This window comes from Halobacteriovorax sp. GB3 (assembly GCF_028649655.1).
Taxonomy (GTDB): Bacteria; Bdellovibrionota; Bacteriovoracia; order Bacteriovoracales; family Bacteriovoracaceae; genus BSW11-IV.
In genome coordinates this window covers 375,514-390,451 of sequence record NZ_JAQSLN010000004.1, presented here as the reverse complement: position 1 = coordinate 390,451, position 14,938 = coordinate 375,514, and the positions used below count along the sequence as shown (strand labels likewise).

Annotated in this window: 30 protein-coding genes; all 30 read left to right on the top strand. The window is 37.8% G+C overall.

Annotated features, from left to right (window positions below; all coding sequences use genetic code 11):
- Positions 1-171 precede the first annotated feature (171 nt).
- The 30 genes from rpsJ to HBN50_RS15310 all read left to right on the top strand — a co-directional run bounded on the left by rpsJ (position 172) and on the right by HBN50_RS15310 (position 14,920).
- Positions 172-480, top strand: a complete 309-nt coding sequence (gene rpsJ, locus HBN50_RS15455; protein WP_273871515.1) for a 30S ribosomal protein S10 — start codon at positions 172-174, stop codon at positions 478-480.
- Positions 481-568: 88 nt separating this feature from the next.
- A complete protein-coding gene (rplC, locus tag HBN50_RS15450; RefSeq protein ID WP_273871514.1) occupies positions 569-1,267 on the top strand; it encodes a 50S ribosomal protein L3 in 699 nt (232 codons plus the stop codon).
- Between the two features lie 21 nt (positions 1,268-1,288).
- The gene (gene rplD / locus HBN50_RS15445) at positions 1,289-1,906 is read left to right on the top strand and encodes a 50S ribosomal protein L4 (RefSeq protein WP_273871512.1); all 618 of its coding nucleotides are present in this window, start codon (positions 1,289-1,291) and stop codon (positions 1,904-1,906) included.
- Positions 1,907-1,908: 2 nt separating this feature from the next.
- Complete coding sequence (gene rplW, locus HBN50_RS15440; RefSeq protein ID WP_273871510.1) at positions 1,909-2,199, top strand: 50S ribosomal protein L23; 291 nt, start codon at positions 1,909-1,911, stop codon at positions 2,197-2,199.
- Positions 2,200-2,227: 28 nt separating this feature from the next.
- Positions 2,228-3,052 (top strand): 50S ribosomal protein L2, encoded by an 825-nt coding sequence (rplB, locus tag HBN50_RS15435; protein ID WP_273871508.1) that lies wholly within the window; start codon positions 2,228-2,230, stop codon positions 3,050-3,052.
- A gap of 12 nt (positions 3,053-3,064) precedes the next feature.
- On the top strand, positions 3,065-3,346 hold the full coding sequence (gene rpsS, locus HBN50_RS15430) for a 30S ribosomal protein S19 (protein WP_273871506.1): 282 nt from the start codon (positions 3,065-3,067) through the stop codon (positions 3,344-3,346).
- Positions 3,347-3,375: 29 nt separating this feature from the next.
- Complete coding sequence (rplV, locus tag HBN50_RS15425; protein ID WP_273871504.1) at positions 3,376-3,711, top strand: 50S ribosomal protein L22; 336 nt, start codon at positions 3,376-3,378, stop codon at positions 3,709-3,711.
- A 14-nt stretch (positions 3,712-3,725) separates the two neighbouring features.
- Positions 3,726-4,355 carry a 30S ribosomal protein S3 gene (rpsC, locus tag HBN50_RS15420; RefSeq protein ID WP_273871503.1) on the top strand — a complete coding sequence of 210 codons (630 nt, stop codon included), beginning with the start codon at positions 3,726-3,728 and terminating at the stop codon, positions 4,353-4,355.
- 59 nt (positions 4,356-4,414) lie between these two features.
- On the top strand, positions 4,415-4,831 hold the full coding sequence (gene rplP, locus HBN50_RS15415) for a 50S ribosomal protein L16 (RefSeq protein ID WP_273871502.1): 417 nt from the start codon (positions 4,415-4,417) through the stop codon (positions 4,829-4,831).
- 20 nt (positions 4,832-4,851) lie between these two features.
- The gene (rpmC, locus tag HBN50_RS15410) at positions 4,852-5,052 is read left to right on the top strand and encodes a 50S ribosomal protein L29 (RefSeq protein ID WP_273871501.1); all 201 of its coding nucleotides are present in this window, start codon (positions 4,852-4,854) and stop codon (positions 5,050-5,052) included.
- On the top strand, positions 5,052-5,300 hold the full coding sequence (gene rpsQ, locus HBN50_RS15405) for a 30S ribosomal protein S17 (RefSeq protein WP_273871499.1): 249 nt from the start codon (positions 5,052-5,054) through the stop codon (positions 5,298-5,300). The genes rpmC and rpsQ overlap by 1 nt, the downstream gene beginning before the upstream one ends.
- Positions 5,301-5,375: 75 nt before the next feature.
- Complete coding sequence (rplN, locus tag HBN50_RS15400) at positions 5,376-5,744, top strand: 50S ribosomal protein L14 (protein ID WP_273871497.1); 369 nt, start codon at positions 5,376-5,378, stop codon at positions 5,742-5,744.
- A gap of 21 nt (positions 5,745-5,765) precedes the next feature.
- Complete coding sequence (gene rplX, locus HBN50_RS15395; protein WP_273871495.1) at positions 5,766-6,077, top strand: 50S ribosomal protein L24; 312 nt, start codon at positions 5,766-5,768, stop codon at positions 6,075-6,077.
- 21 nt (positions 6,078-6,098) lie between these two features.
- Complete coding sequence (gene rplE, locus HBN50_RS15390; protein WP_273871494.1) at positions 6,099-6,638, top strand: 50S ribosomal protein L5; 540 nt, start codon at positions 6,099-6,101, stop codon at positions 6,636-6,638.
- A gap of 15 nt (positions 6,639-6,653) precedes the next feature.
- Entirely contained in the window at positions 6,654-6,959 is a 306-nt protein-coding gene (rpsN, locus tag HBN50_RS15385; RefSeq protein ID WP_273871493.1) for a 30S ribosomal protein S14, read from the top strand.
- A 15-nt stretch (positions 6,960-6,974) separates the two neighbouring features.
- The gene (rpsH, locus tag HBN50_RS15380) at positions 6,975-7,358 is read left to right on the top strand and encodes a 30S ribosomal protein S8 (protein WP_273871492.1); all 384 of its coding nucleotides are present in this window, start codon (positions 6,975-6,977) and stop codon (positions 7,356-7,358) included.
- Positions 7,359-7,367: 9 nt separating this feature from the next.
- The gene (gene rplF, locus HBN50_RS15375) at positions 7,368-7,904 is read left to right on the top strand and encodes a 50S ribosomal protein L6 (RefSeq protein WP_273871491.1); all 537 of its coding nucleotides are present in this window, start codon (positions 7,368-7,370) and stop codon (positions 7,902-7,904) included.
- Positions 7,905-7,948: 44 nt separating this feature from the next.
- Positions 7,949-8,326, top strand: a complete 378-nt coding sequence (gene rplR, locus HBN50_RS15370) for a 50S ribosomal protein L18 (protein ID WP_273871490.1) — start codon at positions 7,949-7,951, stop codon at positions 8,324-8,326.
- A 9-nt stretch (positions 8,327-8,335) separates the two neighbouring features.
- Complete coding sequence (gene rpsE, locus HBN50_RS15365) at positions 8,336-8,917, top strand: 30S ribosomal protein S5 (protein ID WP_273871488.1); 582 nt, start codon at positions 8,336-8,338, stop codon at positions 8,915-8,917.
- 14 nt (positions 8,918-8,931) lie between these two features.
- A complete protein-coding gene (rpmD, locus tag HBN50_RS15360) occupies positions 8,932-9,114 on the top strand; it encodes a 50S ribosomal protein L30 (protein WP_273871486.1) in 183 nt (60 codons plus the stop codon).
- Between the two features lie 13 nt (positions 9,115-9,127).
- On the top strand, positions 9,128-9,583 hold the full coding sequence (rplO, locus tag HBN50_RS15355) for a 50S ribosomal protein L15 (protein WP_273871485.1): 456 nt from the start codon (positions 9,128-9,130) through the stop codon (positions 9,581-9,583).
- A gap of 15 nt (positions 9,584-9,598) precedes the next feature.
- A complete protein-coding gene (gene secY, locus HBN50_RS15350) occupies positions 9,599-10,906 on the top strand; it encodes a preprotein translocase subunit SecY (protein ID WP_273871483.1) in 1,308 nt (435 codons plus the stop codon).
- The gene (locus HBN50_RS15345) at positions 10,907-11,545 is read left to right on the top strand and encodes an adenylate kinase family protein (RefSeq protein ID WP_273871481.1); all 639 of its coding nucleotides are present in this window, start codon (positions 10,907-10,909) and stop codon (positions 11,543-11,545) included. It begins immediately after the preceding gene.
- Between the two features lie 95 nt (positions 11,546-11,640).
- Positions 11,641-11,865: a translation initiation factor IF-1 gene (gene infA / locus HBN50_RS15340; protein WP_273871479.1), complete on the top strand. Its 225-nt coding sequence runs from the start codon at positions 11,641-11,643 to the stop codon at positions 11,863-11,865.
- A 21-nt stretch (positions 11,866-11,886) separates the two neighbouring features.
- The gene (rpmJ, locus tag HBN50_RS15335; protein ID WP_273871478.1) at positions 11,887-12,003 is read left to right on the top strand and encodes a 50S ribosomal protein L36; all 117 of its coding nucleotides are present in this window, start codon (positions 11,887-11,889) and stop codon (positions 12,001-12,003) included.
- Positions 12,004-12,034: 31 nt separating this feature from the next.
- Positions 12,035-12,418, top strand: a complete 384-nt coding sequence (gene rpsM / locus HBN50_RS15330; protein ID WP_273871476.1) for a 30S ribosomal protein S13 — start codon at positions 12,035-12,037, stop codon at positions 12,416-12,418.
- A gap of 19 nt (positions 12,419-12,437) precedes the next feature.
- On the top strand, positions 12,438-12,821 hold the full coding sequence (gene rpsK, locus HBN50_RS15325) for a 30S ribosomal protein S11 (RefSeq protein ID WP_273871475.1): 384 nt from the start codon (positions 12,438-12,440) through the stop codon (positions 12,819-12,821).
- A gap of 23 nt (positions 12,822-12,844) precedes the next feature.
- Positions 12,845-13,870: a DNA-directed RNA polymerase subunit alpha gene (locus tag HBN50_RS15320; RefSeq protein WP_273871474.1), complete on the top strand. Its 1,026-nt coding sequence runs from the start codon at positions 12,845-12,847 to the stop codon at positions 13,868-13,870.
- A gap of 21 nt (positions 13,871-13,891) precedes the next feature.
- Entirely contained in the window at positions 13,892-14,248 is a 357-nt protein-coding gene (gene rplQ, locus HBN50_RS15315; RefSeq protein WP_273871473.1) for a 50S ribosomal protein L17, read from the top strand.
- An 81-nt stretch (positions 14,249-14,329) separates the two neighbouring features.
- Positions 14,330-14,920 (top strand): TlpA family protein disulfide reductase, encoded by a 591-nt coding sequence (locus HBN50_RS15310; protein WP_273871471.1) that lies wholly within the window; start codon positions 14,330-14,332, stop codon positions 14,918-14,920.
- The last annotated feature ends 18 nt before the right edge of the window (positions 14,921-14,938 follow it).

Sequence of the window (14,938 nt, the reverse complement as noted above, 5' to 3'; positions counted from 1 at the left end):
ATCTGACATTCTAGAATAATTGATAAAATTTACACGGAGCTCTATGAGTTCCGTGTTTTTTTATTTGGCCTTGCAGCAAAAAATTTATTATTGGTGTTTTGCTCTTGACAAAGGGCCCCAAAGTGATTTAGAACGCATATTCAACTGCGTTAAATTTTAACAGGGAAAAAGATGAAAGCGTCAAGATTGAGAATCAAGCTTAAAGCTTATGATCACAAGTTACTAGATAACTCTGTGAAAGAAATCGTTCAGACGGCGAAGGAAACTGGTGCACGCGTTGCAGGTCCAATTCCTCTTCCAACTGAAGTTAACAAATTTACTGTACTTAGAGGACCACACGTTAATAAGAAGTCTAGAGAGCAGTTCGAAATGAGAACACACAAAAGACTTATCGATATCGTTGATCCAACTCAACAAACAGTTGATAGCCTAATGAAATTAGATCTATCTGCTGGTGTAGATGTAGAAATTAAGTACTAGTACAAAATTAGGTAAGCGCATTAGCGCAATTTTTTAATATTAACCATGCATGCATCTCTGGGAAACAGAGTGATGCTGTGGAGGTAAGATGGCCGAAGAAACTAAGGCTGTTGAGGCAACTGCTGCCGAAAATACAGCAACTTCCAACACAATTGATCTTCCTGCGATTTACGGTGTAAAAGCGGGAATGACAAGAATCTTTGATGAGCAAGGTAATCACGTACCAGTTACTGTTATCAAGCTTATCCCAAATGTCGTAACTCAAGTTAAAACAACTGCTAAAGACGGTTACGAAGCGTACCAAATTGGTTTTAATGAAAAACGTGAAACTCTCGTTAAGAAACCAGTTCAGGGACACCTTAAAAAAGCAAATGTTGAGCTAAATGCAACATCTTTCGCTGAAGTTCAAGCAGCATCTATTGATGAAGCTAACCTTGGTAAAGTTGTTGGTCTTGGTGAATTTACTGAGTCTAGTTTCGTAGATGTTACTGGTACTTCTAAAGGTAAAGGTTTCCAAGGGACAATGAAGCGTTACAACTTTGCAGGTGGTCCAGCTACACACGGCTCTCACTTCCACAGAAGTCCAGGTTCAATTGGTAACCGCGCAACTCCTGGTAAAGTTTGGAAAAACAAAAAAATGCCAGGTCAAATGGGTAACAAAAAGAAAACTATTCAAAATATCGAAGTTGTTGAAATCAACGCTGATAAGGGTTACATGCTTCTTAAGGGGTCAGTACCTGGATCTAAGAATGGTTTTGTGAGAATTGCTAAGGCGATTAAGAAGTAATAAAAACGAGAGGAAGTAACAATGACTGATATTACAGTATTAAATACAAAGTTAGAGGCTTCAGGGAAATTATCTACTGAAGTTGCACTAACTGCTGAAGATATCAACGTTCCTGTAGTTCACCAGGTAGTTAAAGCTACATTAGCTGGTAGAAGACAAGGAAACGCTTGTACAAAAGGTAGATCTCAAGTAAGCGGTGGTGGTGCTAAGCCATTTAAGCAAAAGGGAACAGGCCGTGCAAGACAAGGTTCAACAAGATCATCTCTGATGGTTGGCGGTGGAACTGTCTTTGGTCCAACTCCGAGAGATTACACTCAAAAAGTTAACAAAAAAGTTGCTGCTAAAGCTATTCAATCTGTTCTTGCAGATAAGCTTCAAGCAGGGAAACTTACTGTTGTTGAAAAACTAGAAAGCAATGGTAAGACAAAAGAAATGTATAACCTATTAAACGGGAAAGGGCTTCTTCCTGCATTGGTTGTAACAGCAAACAAAGATGACCTAGCGCTAAGAGCTGCTAAAAACCTTAAACAAGGTAAAGGCATGGCGGTTGAAGGTTTCAGCGTTTATGAAGCTGTTAAATTTGAAAACCTTGTAATTGAAAAAGAAGCATTAGAAACCCTATTAAACAAGTTGGTGTAATTATGATGCATCTAGAAGAAGTATTAGTTAAGCCATTGATCACAGAAAAGTCATCAATTGCAAACGAAAATTATAATAGATACGGATTTGTTGTTAACGTAAAAGCTAACAAGTACCAAATCAAGAATGCAGTTGAGAAACTTTACAATGTAAAAGTTCTTAACGTTAAGACAAATATCACTCCTGGAAAGCTTAAGAGAATTGGTAAGGGTGTTTCTAAGACACCTAAGCTTAAAAAAGCTTATATTCAGTTGAGTGAAGGTCAGAAGATTGAATTCTTCAGTGGCGTATAAGAACCAGTTTTAGCGGAAGAGGATAAAAATGGGTATTAAAAAGTTTAAGCCTACAACTCCATCACTAAGAAACATGCAAGTTGTTAATAGTGATGAGCTTACAAAAGGCGTAAAACCAGTTAAGAAATTAATCTCTGCAAAAAAATCGACAGCAGGTCGTAACAATGCAGGTCGTATTACAGTTCGTCACAGAGGTGGCGGTGTAAAGCAGAGATACAGAATTATTGACTTTAAAAGAAACAAGTTAGAAATTCCTGCAAAAGTTCAGGGTATTTCTTACGATCCGAACAGAACATGTAATCTTGCTCTATTAGCTTATGCTGATGGTGAAAAAAGATACATTCTTGCTCCACTTGGCTTGAAGGTTGGCGACACCGTTATCTCTTCTGCTCAAGCCGATATTAAAGTTGGAAACTCAAAGCTTCTTAAGGAAATTCCAGTTGGTACTCTTGTACATAACGTAGAACTACACCCAGGTGCTGGTGGGCAGATTGCTCGTTCAGCTGGTGCATATGTTCAAGTTATGGCGAAAGAAGGTGATTCATGTCTTCTAAGAATGCCATCAGGAGAGCTTAGAAAAGTTAAGCTTGAGTGTAGAGCAACTATTGGCCAAGTAGGTAACCTTGATCACGAGAAGAGAAACATCGGTAAAGCTGGTCGTAAGCGTATGCTTGGTTTCAGACCAACTGTTAGAGGTGTTGCTATGAACCCTGTTGATCACCCACATGGTGGTGGTGAAGGGAGAACTTCTGGTGGTAGACATCCTGTATCTCCATGGGGTGTACCAACTAAAGGTTACAAAACTAGAAAGAACAAGAGAACTGATAAGTTCATTGTTAAGCGTAGAAAGTAGGGGTAAGAAGATATGTCACGTTCATTAAAGAAAGGACCTTTCGTAGACGTTAGCCTTCTAAAGAAAGCAATCGCGGTACAAGAGGAAGGAAATACTGGGAACAAAGTTATTAAAACTTGGTCTAGAAGATCGACAATTGTTCCTGAATTTATCGGACTTACATTTGCTGTACACAACGGGAAAAAATTTATTCCTGTATACGTAACAGACCAAATGATCGGTCATAAACTAGGTGAATTTGCACTGACTAGAACTTACTGGGGTCACGGTGCAGATAAGAAATCTAAGAGATAAGTTTAATAATATTTTGAGGAGAGGCTCATATGGCCATTAAAGTTAAAAACAGAAGAGTTGGAATCGCTCCAAGAAAAGTAAGACAGGTATGCGACCTTGTTAGAAACAAGAAAGCTTCTGAAGCTCTTAAGACTTTAAGATTTTGTGAGAAGAAAGAGATCGCTCTGATGCTTACAAAGCTTATTAACAGCGGACTTGCTATTGCAGCTGATTCAGAAAAGTACGATATTGATAATCTAGTAGTTAGCACAATTTTTGCTGATGAAGGTCCAACGCTCAAAAGGATTCAACCTAGAGCTCAAGGGCGTGCTTTCAGAGTTAGAAAAAGAACAAGTCACGTAACAGTTGAACTTAAAGAAGCGTAATAGGAAGGAATATAATGGGACAAAAAGTACATCCTTATGGATTTAGACTAGGTTACATTAAGGGCTGGCAATCAAACTGGTATGCTGGGAAAAACGACTATGCAAAAACTCTAAGTGAAGATCTTCTAATTAGAAAATACATTGAAGAGAACATGAAGAATGCAGCAGTTGCTAGCACAGATATCGCAAGAACGTCTGACCAAGTTAAGGTTACTGTTTATACAGCAAAGCCTGGTGTAGCTATTGGTAAAAAAGGTGCAGGAATCGAAAAGATTAGAAATGATCTTAAGAAACTAACTAAGGGAACTCTTATCTTCAACATTGCTGAAGTTAAAAGACCTGATGCAGAATCTAAGCTTATCGCTGAAAACATCGCGGCTCAACTTGAGAAACGTGTTGCTTTCCGTAGAGCAATGAAAAAGGTTATGCAGTCAGCTTTTAGAGCTGGTGTTAAAGGTATCAGAGTTAGAACTGCTGGACGTCTTGGTGGTGCTGAGATGGCAAGAGCGGAAGGATACTCTGAAAGAAAGGTTCCACTTCACACTTTGAGAGCTGATATTGATTACAGTACAGCGGAAGCTCATACAACTTACGGTGTTATCGGGGTTAAGGTATGGGTTTATAAAGGTGAAATTTATAAATAAAAAGTTTTACACGAATTGAGATGTGTAAATACTCGAATTAATTAAAGCCGAGGTTAAAAATGCTTAGTCCAAAAAAAGTAAAGTGGCGTAAACAGCAAAAAGGCCGCATGAAAGGTAAAGCGAATCGTGGAAATACTATCACATTCGGAGAATTCGCTATACAAGCTGTGTCATGTGGGTATATAACAAACCGTCAAATTGAAGCAGCCCGTATTGCTATGACGCGTAAAATTAAGCGTGGTGGTAACGTTTGGATCAAAATCTTCCCAGATAAGGTTCTTACTAAGAAGCCAGCTGAAGTACGTATGGGTAAGGGTAAAGGTTCTCCTGATTCTTGGGTAGCTGTTGTTAAGCCTGGACGCGTAATGTTTGAAATCAAGCACGTTGATCCAGAACTTAGTAAGGAAGCTCTAAAGCTTGCTATGTATAAGCTTCCAGTTAAGACAAGAATTATTAAAAGAGAAGCTGAGAATTAAGATAAATTTGCGAGGAAGCTATGCAAAGATTAAAAATTGAAGACATTAAAGGTTGGGATGCGAAGCAAATCGACGCTAAAACAGCTGAGATGAGAAAAGCACTTTTCGATTACAGAATGCAAAAATCAACTTCTGGACTTGAGAAGCCACATCTTATCAAAATTGCTAAGAAGAACATTGCTCGTCTTTTAACTGCGAAAAATGCTAAGGGTGATAAGTAATGAGTGCACAAAAGAAGTTTAAGAGAAAGCTAAATGGTGTAGTTGTTTCTGCTAACAATGAAAAAACAGTTGTTGTTTCAGTTCAGAGACGTTTTAAGCATCCAATTTACAACAAGTTCGTTTCTAAAACTAAGAAGTACCACGCTCATGATGAAGCTAATACTGCGAAACAAGGTGATAAAGTAACAATCATCGAGTCTAAGCCGTATTCAAAGCTTAAGAAGTGGGAACTATTTAGTGTTAACTAAATAGACAGTTTAGGAAAATTTTTTAAACAGGCCCTATAAGATGGGCGTAATATTATATATTTTTTGGAGTAACCCATGATTCAGATGCAAACAAAGCTCGATGTTGCAGACAACAGCGGAGCGAAAGAGGTTAAGTGTATCAAGGTTCTCGGTGGTTCAAAGAGAATGACTGCTGGACTTGGCGACATTATTGTGGTAGCTGTGCAGCAAGCTCTTCCAGGTGGGAAAATTAAAAAGGGTGATGTTAAGAAAGCTGTTATTGTTAGAACTGCATATCCTATTAGAAGGGAAGATGGTTCTTACATTACTTTCGACAATAACTCTGTTGTTATCCTTAACAATAACAATGAACCAGTTGGAACGCGTATTTTCGGACCAGTAGCTAGAGAACTTAGAGCAAAAAGCTTTACTAAGATTTGTTCACTAGCCCCAGAGGTTCTTTAATCCAAGGTAGAAGGTGTAATTATGCAAAAGATTAAAGTAAATGATGATGTAGTAGTTATCGCTGGGAAGGACAAAGGTAAAACAGGTAAGGTTCAAAAGCTTAACTTCAAAACTAACACTGTTCTTGTAGAAGGTGTTAATCTAGTTAAAAAAGCTGTTAAACCTACTCAAGAAAATCCACAAGGTGGAATTTTCGAAGTTGAAAGACCTGTCCATATCAGTAACGTAGCAGTTGTTAGTCCAAAGACTAAGAAAGCTACTAGAGTTAGAATTGAAGCAAAAGACGGAAAGAACGTAAGAGTTGCCGTTGCTTGTGGAACAGTTCTTAATTAATTTCGGGTTGAGGGTAAACTTATGAGTAGATTAAAGACTGAATATAAAAATAAAATTGCTCCAGCTCTTCAGGAAAAATTTGGACTAAAAAACGTTCACCAAATTCCTAAGCTGGAAAAAATTGTTGTTAACTGCTGTACAAAAGACGCGGTAACTAATGCTAAAGTTGTCGAGTCTATTGTTAAGGATCTAGCTGCGATCACTGGTCAAAAGCCAGTTGTAGCAAGAGCTAGAAAATCAATCGCTTCATTCAAAGTTAGAGAAGGTATGGCCTTAGGTGCTAGCGTTACTCTAAGAGGCGAGAAGATGTATGAATTCCTAGACAGACTTGTAAACATTACTCTTCCACGTGTACGTGACTTTAGAGGTGTTTCTGATAAAGGTTTTGACGGAAGAGGTAATTATACTCTTGGTCTAAAAGAGCAAATTATCTTCCCAGAGATTAACTATGATCAAATTGATAAAGTTAGAGGTATGGGTATCTCTATCGTTACTTCTGCAAAGAATAACGAAGAAGGTAGAGAGCTTCTTAGTCAATTTGGAATGCCTTTCCGTAAATAATTAAGGGGATTAGTAATGGCTAGAAAAGCAAAATTAGCAAGTAACGAAAAGAGAGCGAAGTTAGCAGAGAAGTACGCTGCTAAGAGAGCTGAGCTTAGAAATAAAATTAAAGACGTGAATCTTTCTGAAGAAGAAAGATTTGAAGCTATGATGAAGCTTCAGACTCTTCCAAGAAACTCTGCGAAAATCAGAGTGAGAAACAGATGTGTTCTTACTGGAAGACCACGTGGTAACTATAGAAAATTTGGTCTATCAAGAATCGCATTCAGAGAGCTTGCTCTTAGAGGTATGATTCCTGGTGTAACTAAATCAAGCTGGTAAGTTGAGGATATAGCTATGATGACAGATCCAATTGCAGATATGCTTACAAGAGTTAGAAACGCTATCAATGCTGGACATGATAGAGTTGAATTTCCTGCTTCAAAAGTTAAAGCTGGAATTTGTAAAGTTTTAAAAGATGAAGGTTATATCAGATCTTTTAAAATTGTTGCAAAAGCTCAAAATGATATTTCGATTAAAGTACTTCTTAAAGAAGATGCGATCGTAGGAATTAAGAGAGTTTCAAAGCCAGGTCTTAGACAATATAGAGGTTATAACGACATTTCTCGTGTTATCTCTGGTCTTGGAACAGCTATTCTATCTACATCTCAGGGTGTAATTTCTGATAGAGAAGCTAGAAAGAGAAAGGTTGGAGGAGAAGTCCTCTGTAACGTTTGGTAGGAGTACACAATGTCACGTATTGGTAAACAACCGGTTGTAGTACCAGAAAAAGTTGAAGTGAAAATTGACGGGACAAAAGTTTCTGTTAAGGGTCCAAACGGTCAACTTGAGTATGAATTTAATAATTTAGTAAAATTTGAACTTAAAGATAAAGAAGTTATCGTAACTCCTGTAGATGGTTCTAAGCCTGCTCGCTCAATGTGGGGAACAGCTAGAACTCTTGTAAACAACATGATTGTTGGTTGTACTACAGGATTCAAGAGAACTTTAGAGTTCAATGGTGTTGGTTATAAGGCTGCTGTTAGTGGTGACACACTAAACCTAAACCTTGGTTACTCTCACCCAATTGAGTACAAGCTACCTAATGGTGTATCAGCGAAAGTCGTTAAAAACGAGATCGAATTGGAAGGTGCTGATAAGGAACTAGTAGGTTTTGCTGCTGCAAAAATTAGATCATTCAGATCTCCTGAGCCATACAAAGGTAAAGGTATTAAGTACTCTGATGAGACAATTATTAGAAAAGCTGGTAAAGCTGGCGGTAAATAAATTTAAACTTGCCTGAAGATAGCGAAAGCTTAGGGTTGGAGAAAATGATGAGAAAACAATTAGGTAAAATTAGAAAAGAGTCGGAAGCTAGACGCTATAGAAGAAAGCTTTCTCTCAGAAAAAAAGTTAATGGAACTGCTGATCGTCCAAGACTTGTAGTAACAAGATCTAATAAGCATCTTGCTGTTCAAGTTATCGATGATAATGCTTCTAAAACATTACTTTCTGTTCAAACTTATGGAAAGAATGCTGTTAAAGCTGGAAACAATGTTGATGGTGCAAAAGTTGTTGGAGCTACTCTTGCTGAAAAGCTTAAGTCTGCGAAAATTGACAATGCTGTATTTGACAGAAACGGTTACAAGTACCACGGTGTTGTAGCTGCTGTTGTTGAAGCTGCAAGAGAAAATGGGATTCAAATTTAAGAGGTAGTTATGACAGAAGAAACTAAAAAAGAAGCAAAAGTAGAAGCTACTGAGAAGAAAGCTCCAAGAAAGAAGCAAGCTCCAAGAAAAAAGGCTCCTGCTGTTAATCCTGATTTTGAAGAAAGAGTTGTAGCGGTTAACCGTGTTGCTAAGGTTGTTAAGGGTGGTAGAAGATTTTCTTTCTCTGCATTAATGATCGTTGGTGATAAGAAGGGTCGCGTTGGTTATGGTCTTGGTAAAGCTAAGGAAGTTCCTGAAGCAATTAGAAAGGCTACACAAGCAGCTCAAAAAAATATGGTAAAAGTTCCACTTGATAACGGTACAATTCCACACCAAATTGTTGGTGAATTTGATGCTGGTAGAATTCTTTTCAAGCCGGCTGGAGAAGGTACTGGGGTTAAGGCTGCTGGTGCATGTCGTTCAATTATGGAACTTGCTGGAATTAGAAACGTTCTAACAAAGTCACTTAGAGGAAATAACCCTCATAATATCGTTAAAGCTACTTTCGCAGCTCTTAAAAACTTAAGATCAGCTGAGCAAGTTGCTAACGTTAGAGGTAAAGAATCTAAGGGCCTTAGAATTAAAGGTTAGTAGAGGGTAGTATTATGGCTAAGAAAGAAATTACAGTAACACTTAAGAAAAGTACTATCAGTTGTAACCAAAAGCAAAAGGCGACTGTTAAAGGTCTTGGACTTAGAAAGACTGGGTCTAGTAAAACTCTTGAGAACACTCCTGCAGTTAGAGGAATGATCAAGAAAGTTATTCACCTTTTGGATATCAAGGAATAATTGAGAGGATCATATGCTTACGTTAAATAATTTAAAAAGCCCAAAGGGTGCTCACAAGAACATCAAAAGAATCGGTCGTGGACAAGGTTCTGGACAAGGGACTCAGGCTGGTAAAGGTCATAAGGGTCAAAAAGCAAGAGCTGGTGGTGGAGTTAGAACAGGTTTCGAAGGTGGAGCAATGCCACTTTATATGAGACTACCTAAAAGAGGTTTTTCTAACGCACCTTTTAAAACTATCTATGCTGAAGTTAACCTTGGTCAAATCGAAGCGAAATTTGATGGTGAAGAAGTAACAAGAGAATCTCTAGTTGCTAAGGGACTACTGAAAGGTATTTCGAAAAGATTACCAATTAAAATTCTTGGTAATGGAGAGCTTACAAAAGCGTTAACTTTTGTTAACATTAATAAGTTCTCAAAGTCAGCTGAAGAAGCAGTTTCTAAAGCTGGTGGAAAAATCGAAAACAAATAAAAAGGAATTTATTGAATGTCAGGTGCTCAAGGAAAGCTAGAAGAGCTTAAAAAGAAGATTTTTTACACTTTTCTTTTACTAGTAGTTTACAGAATGGTTGCGCAGATCCCTGTTCCAGGTGTTGATGCACAGGCTATTCAAACTTATTTTGATGGTTCAGGTACTGGTCTTTTTGATCTACTGAACACGTTTACGGGTGGATCTTTCAAGCGTTTCTCTGTACTCGCTCTAGGGATTATGCCTTACATTACGACATCAATTATTTTTAGCTTACTTGGTGAGGTAATTCCTCAGATCCAAGAGCTTCAAGAAGACGCTGAAGGGCACAAGAAGATTCAAAAGTGGACAAGATATGCCACTGTCGTTCTTTGTTGTATCCAAGGTTACAGTATGGCCGCCGTATTCGAAGGCTTTACTACTGCAACTGGACGCGTTGTTCCTGACCCTGGCATGATTTTCCGACTTACTACAATGATTACTCTAGCAGCAGGAACTATGTTCCTGCTCTGGCTAGGGGAAAGAATCACTGAATTTGGTCTTGAAAACGGTGTTTCACTTATTATCTTTGCTGGTATTGCTGTAGAGCTACCATCAGAAGTTATCCAGAAACTAACTCTTTATAGAAATGGAGAGCTTGGTGGAATGGAGATTCTTATTTTCTTGGCCGTTATCATCGTTTCATTCTTTATTGTTGCTTTTATTGAGAGATCTCATAGAAGTATTCCTGTTCAGTACGCTAAGCGTGTTGTGCATAATAAAGTTTACGGTGGAACACAAAGCCTACCGATGAGAGTTGATACAGGTGGTGTTATGCCTCCAATCCTCGCATCTTCACTATTAATGGCACCACTTACTTTTGCGAACTTTATTCCTGAAGGAAGTCCACTTAAGCCATATTTCGATACTATTCAGCAGTCTCTATATCCTGGGCAAATGCTGTTTAATATCCTATTTGCACTACTTATTGTGTATATGACTTACTTCTACGCTCCAATTCAGTTCAAAACTAAGAAGATTGCTGAAATGCTACAGAAGAATAATGCTTTTATTCCTGGGATTAGACCAGGTGATAAAACAAAAGAATACTTAGATAACGTACTTAATAGACTTTCATTCTTCGGAGCGATTTTTCTATGTGTTATCTGTATTACTCCAACTTTAATTACCGGTACACAGACTAGATTCGGTGGAACAGCGATGCTAATCCTTGTTTCTGTTTCAGTTCGTGTAATGATGAATATTCAATCGTTTATGTTTGCTGATCGTTATGAAAATACTTATAAATCAAAAGGTAAGTATAACGGTAGCAATAGAAGGTTTTAGATGAAGCCACAATTAATTTTACTTGGAGCTCCTGGATCTGGAAAAGGAACTCAAGCTAAAAGGTTAGTTAAAGAATTTGGTTATGGTCATATTTCGACTGGAGACCTACTTAGAGCAGAGATCGCTAAAAACTCTGAGCTTGGTAATAAAGTTAAGTCCATCATGGAGGCGGGAAATCTCGTTGACGATATGACTGTTCTTGAGCTTCTTAACGCTAATTGTGACCTTGCTACAAACGCATATATTTTTGACGGGTTCCCTAGAAATGGGGAACAGTCTAAGCTTCTTGAAGAGCACGTTCTTAAAGGAACAGCTACGAAAGCAGTATATTTTAAAATTGATTTCGAAGTTCTCATTGAGAGAATTACAAATCGTCGACTAGCTCCAAAGAGTGGAGAAATTTACAACCTAATCTCAAAAGCACCAAAGGTTGCAGGTAAATGCGATGTTTCTGGTGAAGATCTAATTCATAGAGATGATGACAAGGAAGAGGTTGTTAGAAACAGAATTGATGTCTTCAAAAAGACTATTGAGCCAGTTCTTGATTATTACAAGAGCCTTGGTAATTTAGTTGAAATTGATGCTTCAGGTTCTGCGGACACAGTCTTTGGCGAGCTTGTTAAAATAGTCAATAAATAATAGTTATATAAAATATTGTAATTAATAAATTAATGGCTTGATTTATGGCCCTGAGTCATATATATCAAGCGTTGTTAGAATGGGTAAAATTGTCTATGTCAGAAAAAGATGTAATCGAAGTTGAAGGTGAAGTGACTGAACTTCTTCCGAATACTAAGTTTAAAGTTAAGTTACCTAACGGGCATAGTATTATTGCTCACATTTCAGGAAAGATGAGAATGCACTTCATTAAGATTCTACCTGGAGATAAAGTTTTAGTAGAAATCAGTAAGTATGATCTAACTAAAGGTCGTATTACTTATCGTAGTAAGGGTAGATAACCCAATATTTAAGAGGTTGTTATGAAAGTTAGAGCATCTGTTAAGCCAATGTGCAAAGACTGTACAGTAATCAAAAGAAAAGGCGTTTTGAGAGTAATCTGTAAGACGAATCCAAAACACAAACAAAGACAAGGTTAATTATCAATAGTAATTTCTAAGGAGTGTAGCTATGGCAAGAATTCTTGGTGTTGATATTCCTAGAAACAAAGTAATGAGAATTGCGCTTCAATCTATTTATGGGGTTGGACCAACTGTTGCTTTGGAAGTTCTAGGTAAAGCAAATATCGACGTAAACAAAAACTCTACTGACCTATCAGAAGAAGAGGCAAACGAAATCAGAATGATCCTTGAGGCCAATTATACGGTTGAAGGTGATCTAAGAAGAGAAGTTGGTCTAAACATCAAAAGACTGAAAGATTTAGGATGTTACAGAGGTATCCGTCACAGAAAAAGTCTTCCAGTTAGAGGTCAAAGAACATCTACTAACGCAAGAACGAGAAAAGGACCTGCGGTTGCTATCGCTGGTAAGAAATCGATCAAGTCGATGAAGTAGTGAAAGGTAGGGTAACGTAATGGTTAAAAAGACAACAAAGAAAAAAGTAAAAAAGAATATCACGCATGGTATTTGTCACATTCAGTGTTCTTTCAATAACACGATTGTTACATTTACTGATGCTCAAGGGAACGCAGTAGCTTGGGCTTCTGCTGGTCAACTTGGGTTTAGAGGGTCTAAAAAATCGACTCCATTTGCTGCTCAGACAGCTTCTGTTGAAGCTGCTAAGAAAGCAATGGAACACGGTATGAGCTCTGTAGATGTTAAAGTAAAAGGTCCTGGTGCAGGTAGAGAAAACGCAATTCGTGCATTGTTACAAGCTGGTTTGAAAATAACTTCAGTTGCAGATAGATCTCCAATCCCTCATAATGGTTGTCGAGCACCAAAAAGAAGAAGAGTATAACATCTTATTAAGGAGACATGTCTGTGGATAAGTTTATATCTAAAAACTGGACAAGCATGATTAGACCAGTCGCTCTTGAACTGGACGCTGATACGCTTAAATCAAACTACGGAAAGTTTGTTGCCAAGCCTCTTGAGAGAGGATACGGACAAACTCTAGGTAACTCACTAAGAAGAGTACTACTTTCTTCTCTTCAAGGTGCGGGTATTGTAGCTATTCGTATTGATGGTGTAGAGCACGAGTTTGGAACGATTAACAATGTTAAAGAAGAAGTTTCAGAAATTATTCTTAACCTAAAAGAAGTTCGCTTCAAAATTAAGGATAAAGAAGATGTTGTTCTTACTCTTGAGAAATCTGGAGAAGGTCCTGTAACAGCAGGTGACATCGCTGAGCACGCAAACATTGAAGTTCTTAACCCAGAGCACGTTATTTGTAACATCTCTTCAGGTGGTTCTATTAAGATGGAGCTAACTGTTGCAAGAGGTAAAGGTTATGTAACGGCTTTAGATAATAAAGAAGAGTATGATCTACCAATTGGTTGGATCTATCTTGATACACTTTTCTCTCCAGTAAACAGAGTTAACTATACAGTTACAAACTCTCGTGTTGGTAAGAGAACTGACTATGACAAGCTTTCACTTGAAGTTTGGACAAACGCTGGTATTGAGCCACAAGATGCTGTTGCTTACTCTGCAAAGATTCTTAGAGATCAACTTGCAGTCTTCCTTAACTTTGAAGACGAAGAAGAGATTTCTAGAATTGAGAGCAAGCCTTCACAGGTTCAAAGTGCAACAAACAGTGCACTACTTAAACCAGTTTCTGAACTTGAGCTATCTGTACGTTCTGCAAACTGTCTTCAGAATGCAAACATCAAGTACATTTACGAGCTTGTTAGTAAAACAGAAGGTGAGATGCTTAGAACTAAAAACTTTGGTCGTAAGTCACTTAATGAGATTAAGGAAATCCTTACTCAGATGGGACTTGGCCTTGGTATGAAGGTTGATAGCATCATGAAAGATTTAAAACAAAATAGCGAAGATGGGCAATAATTAGGGGCCGTAGGAGTTGTTATGAGACATCAAAAGCATAAGTACAAGCTAGGAGTTAGCCCTTCTCACAGAGGATCAATGATCAAAAACCTAGCGGTTGAAGTAATTGATCACGGGAAAATTAAAACTACTATTACTAGAGCTAAGGCTGTTAGAGGATATGTTGAAAAACTAATCACTCTTGCTAAAAACGATACAGTTGCTAACAGAAGACAAGCGTTCAAGAAATTGAACAACAAAGACGCTGTTAAGACTCTTTTCGAAAATGTAGCGCCAAAGTTCAAAGAAAGAAATGGTGGTTATACTAGAATCATGAAGATGGCAGACACTCGTGTTGGTGATAACGCGAAGATGGCATACATCGCACTAGTTGACTAATTTCTAGCAAAATTTCGAGAATAAAAAGACCGCTATCTTATTTTAAGGTAGCGGTCTTTCTCATTTTAAGGGGAGACTCTTATGTCTAGTACAGCCAAAGTTTTTGCCATTGTCTGTTTAGTCGTGGCTACTTTCGGGTACTCAATTTACGAGAAAAAAAAGTTTGAACGCTTAGATCAAGAAGCTGCAATGAATCCTATTCTTCAGCAATTACCGCAGATCGAACTCACTAATTTATATACAAAAGAACAAATTGATAATACTTCGCTCTTTAACGGAGCTCGTGGTGCAATGGTACACTTTTGGGGTACTTGGTGTGGGCCTTGTGAAGCTGAACTTCCTGAGTTCCTTGATTTGGCTAAGCATTTACAAGATCAGGGTGTTAACTTTTTATTATTGGCCGTTAACGACGATGAGCTAAAGATTAGAAAGTTTTTAAAGAGATTTGGTGATTTACCATCAAATGTTATGATTGCTCATGATAAAGAAGGAAAGTATTTGCCAATATTTGGTACAATTAAAGTTCCAGAAACCTATCTTTTTTCTAAAGACGGTAAAAATTTGAACAAGTTTGTTGGTCCTCAAGACTGGAAGTTACAAGCTTATCAGACACGAATTCTCAACTACTTGTCTAAAAATTCATCAGAAGTCAAAGAAATCGAGACTCATTAAGAGTCTCGATGTTCATTT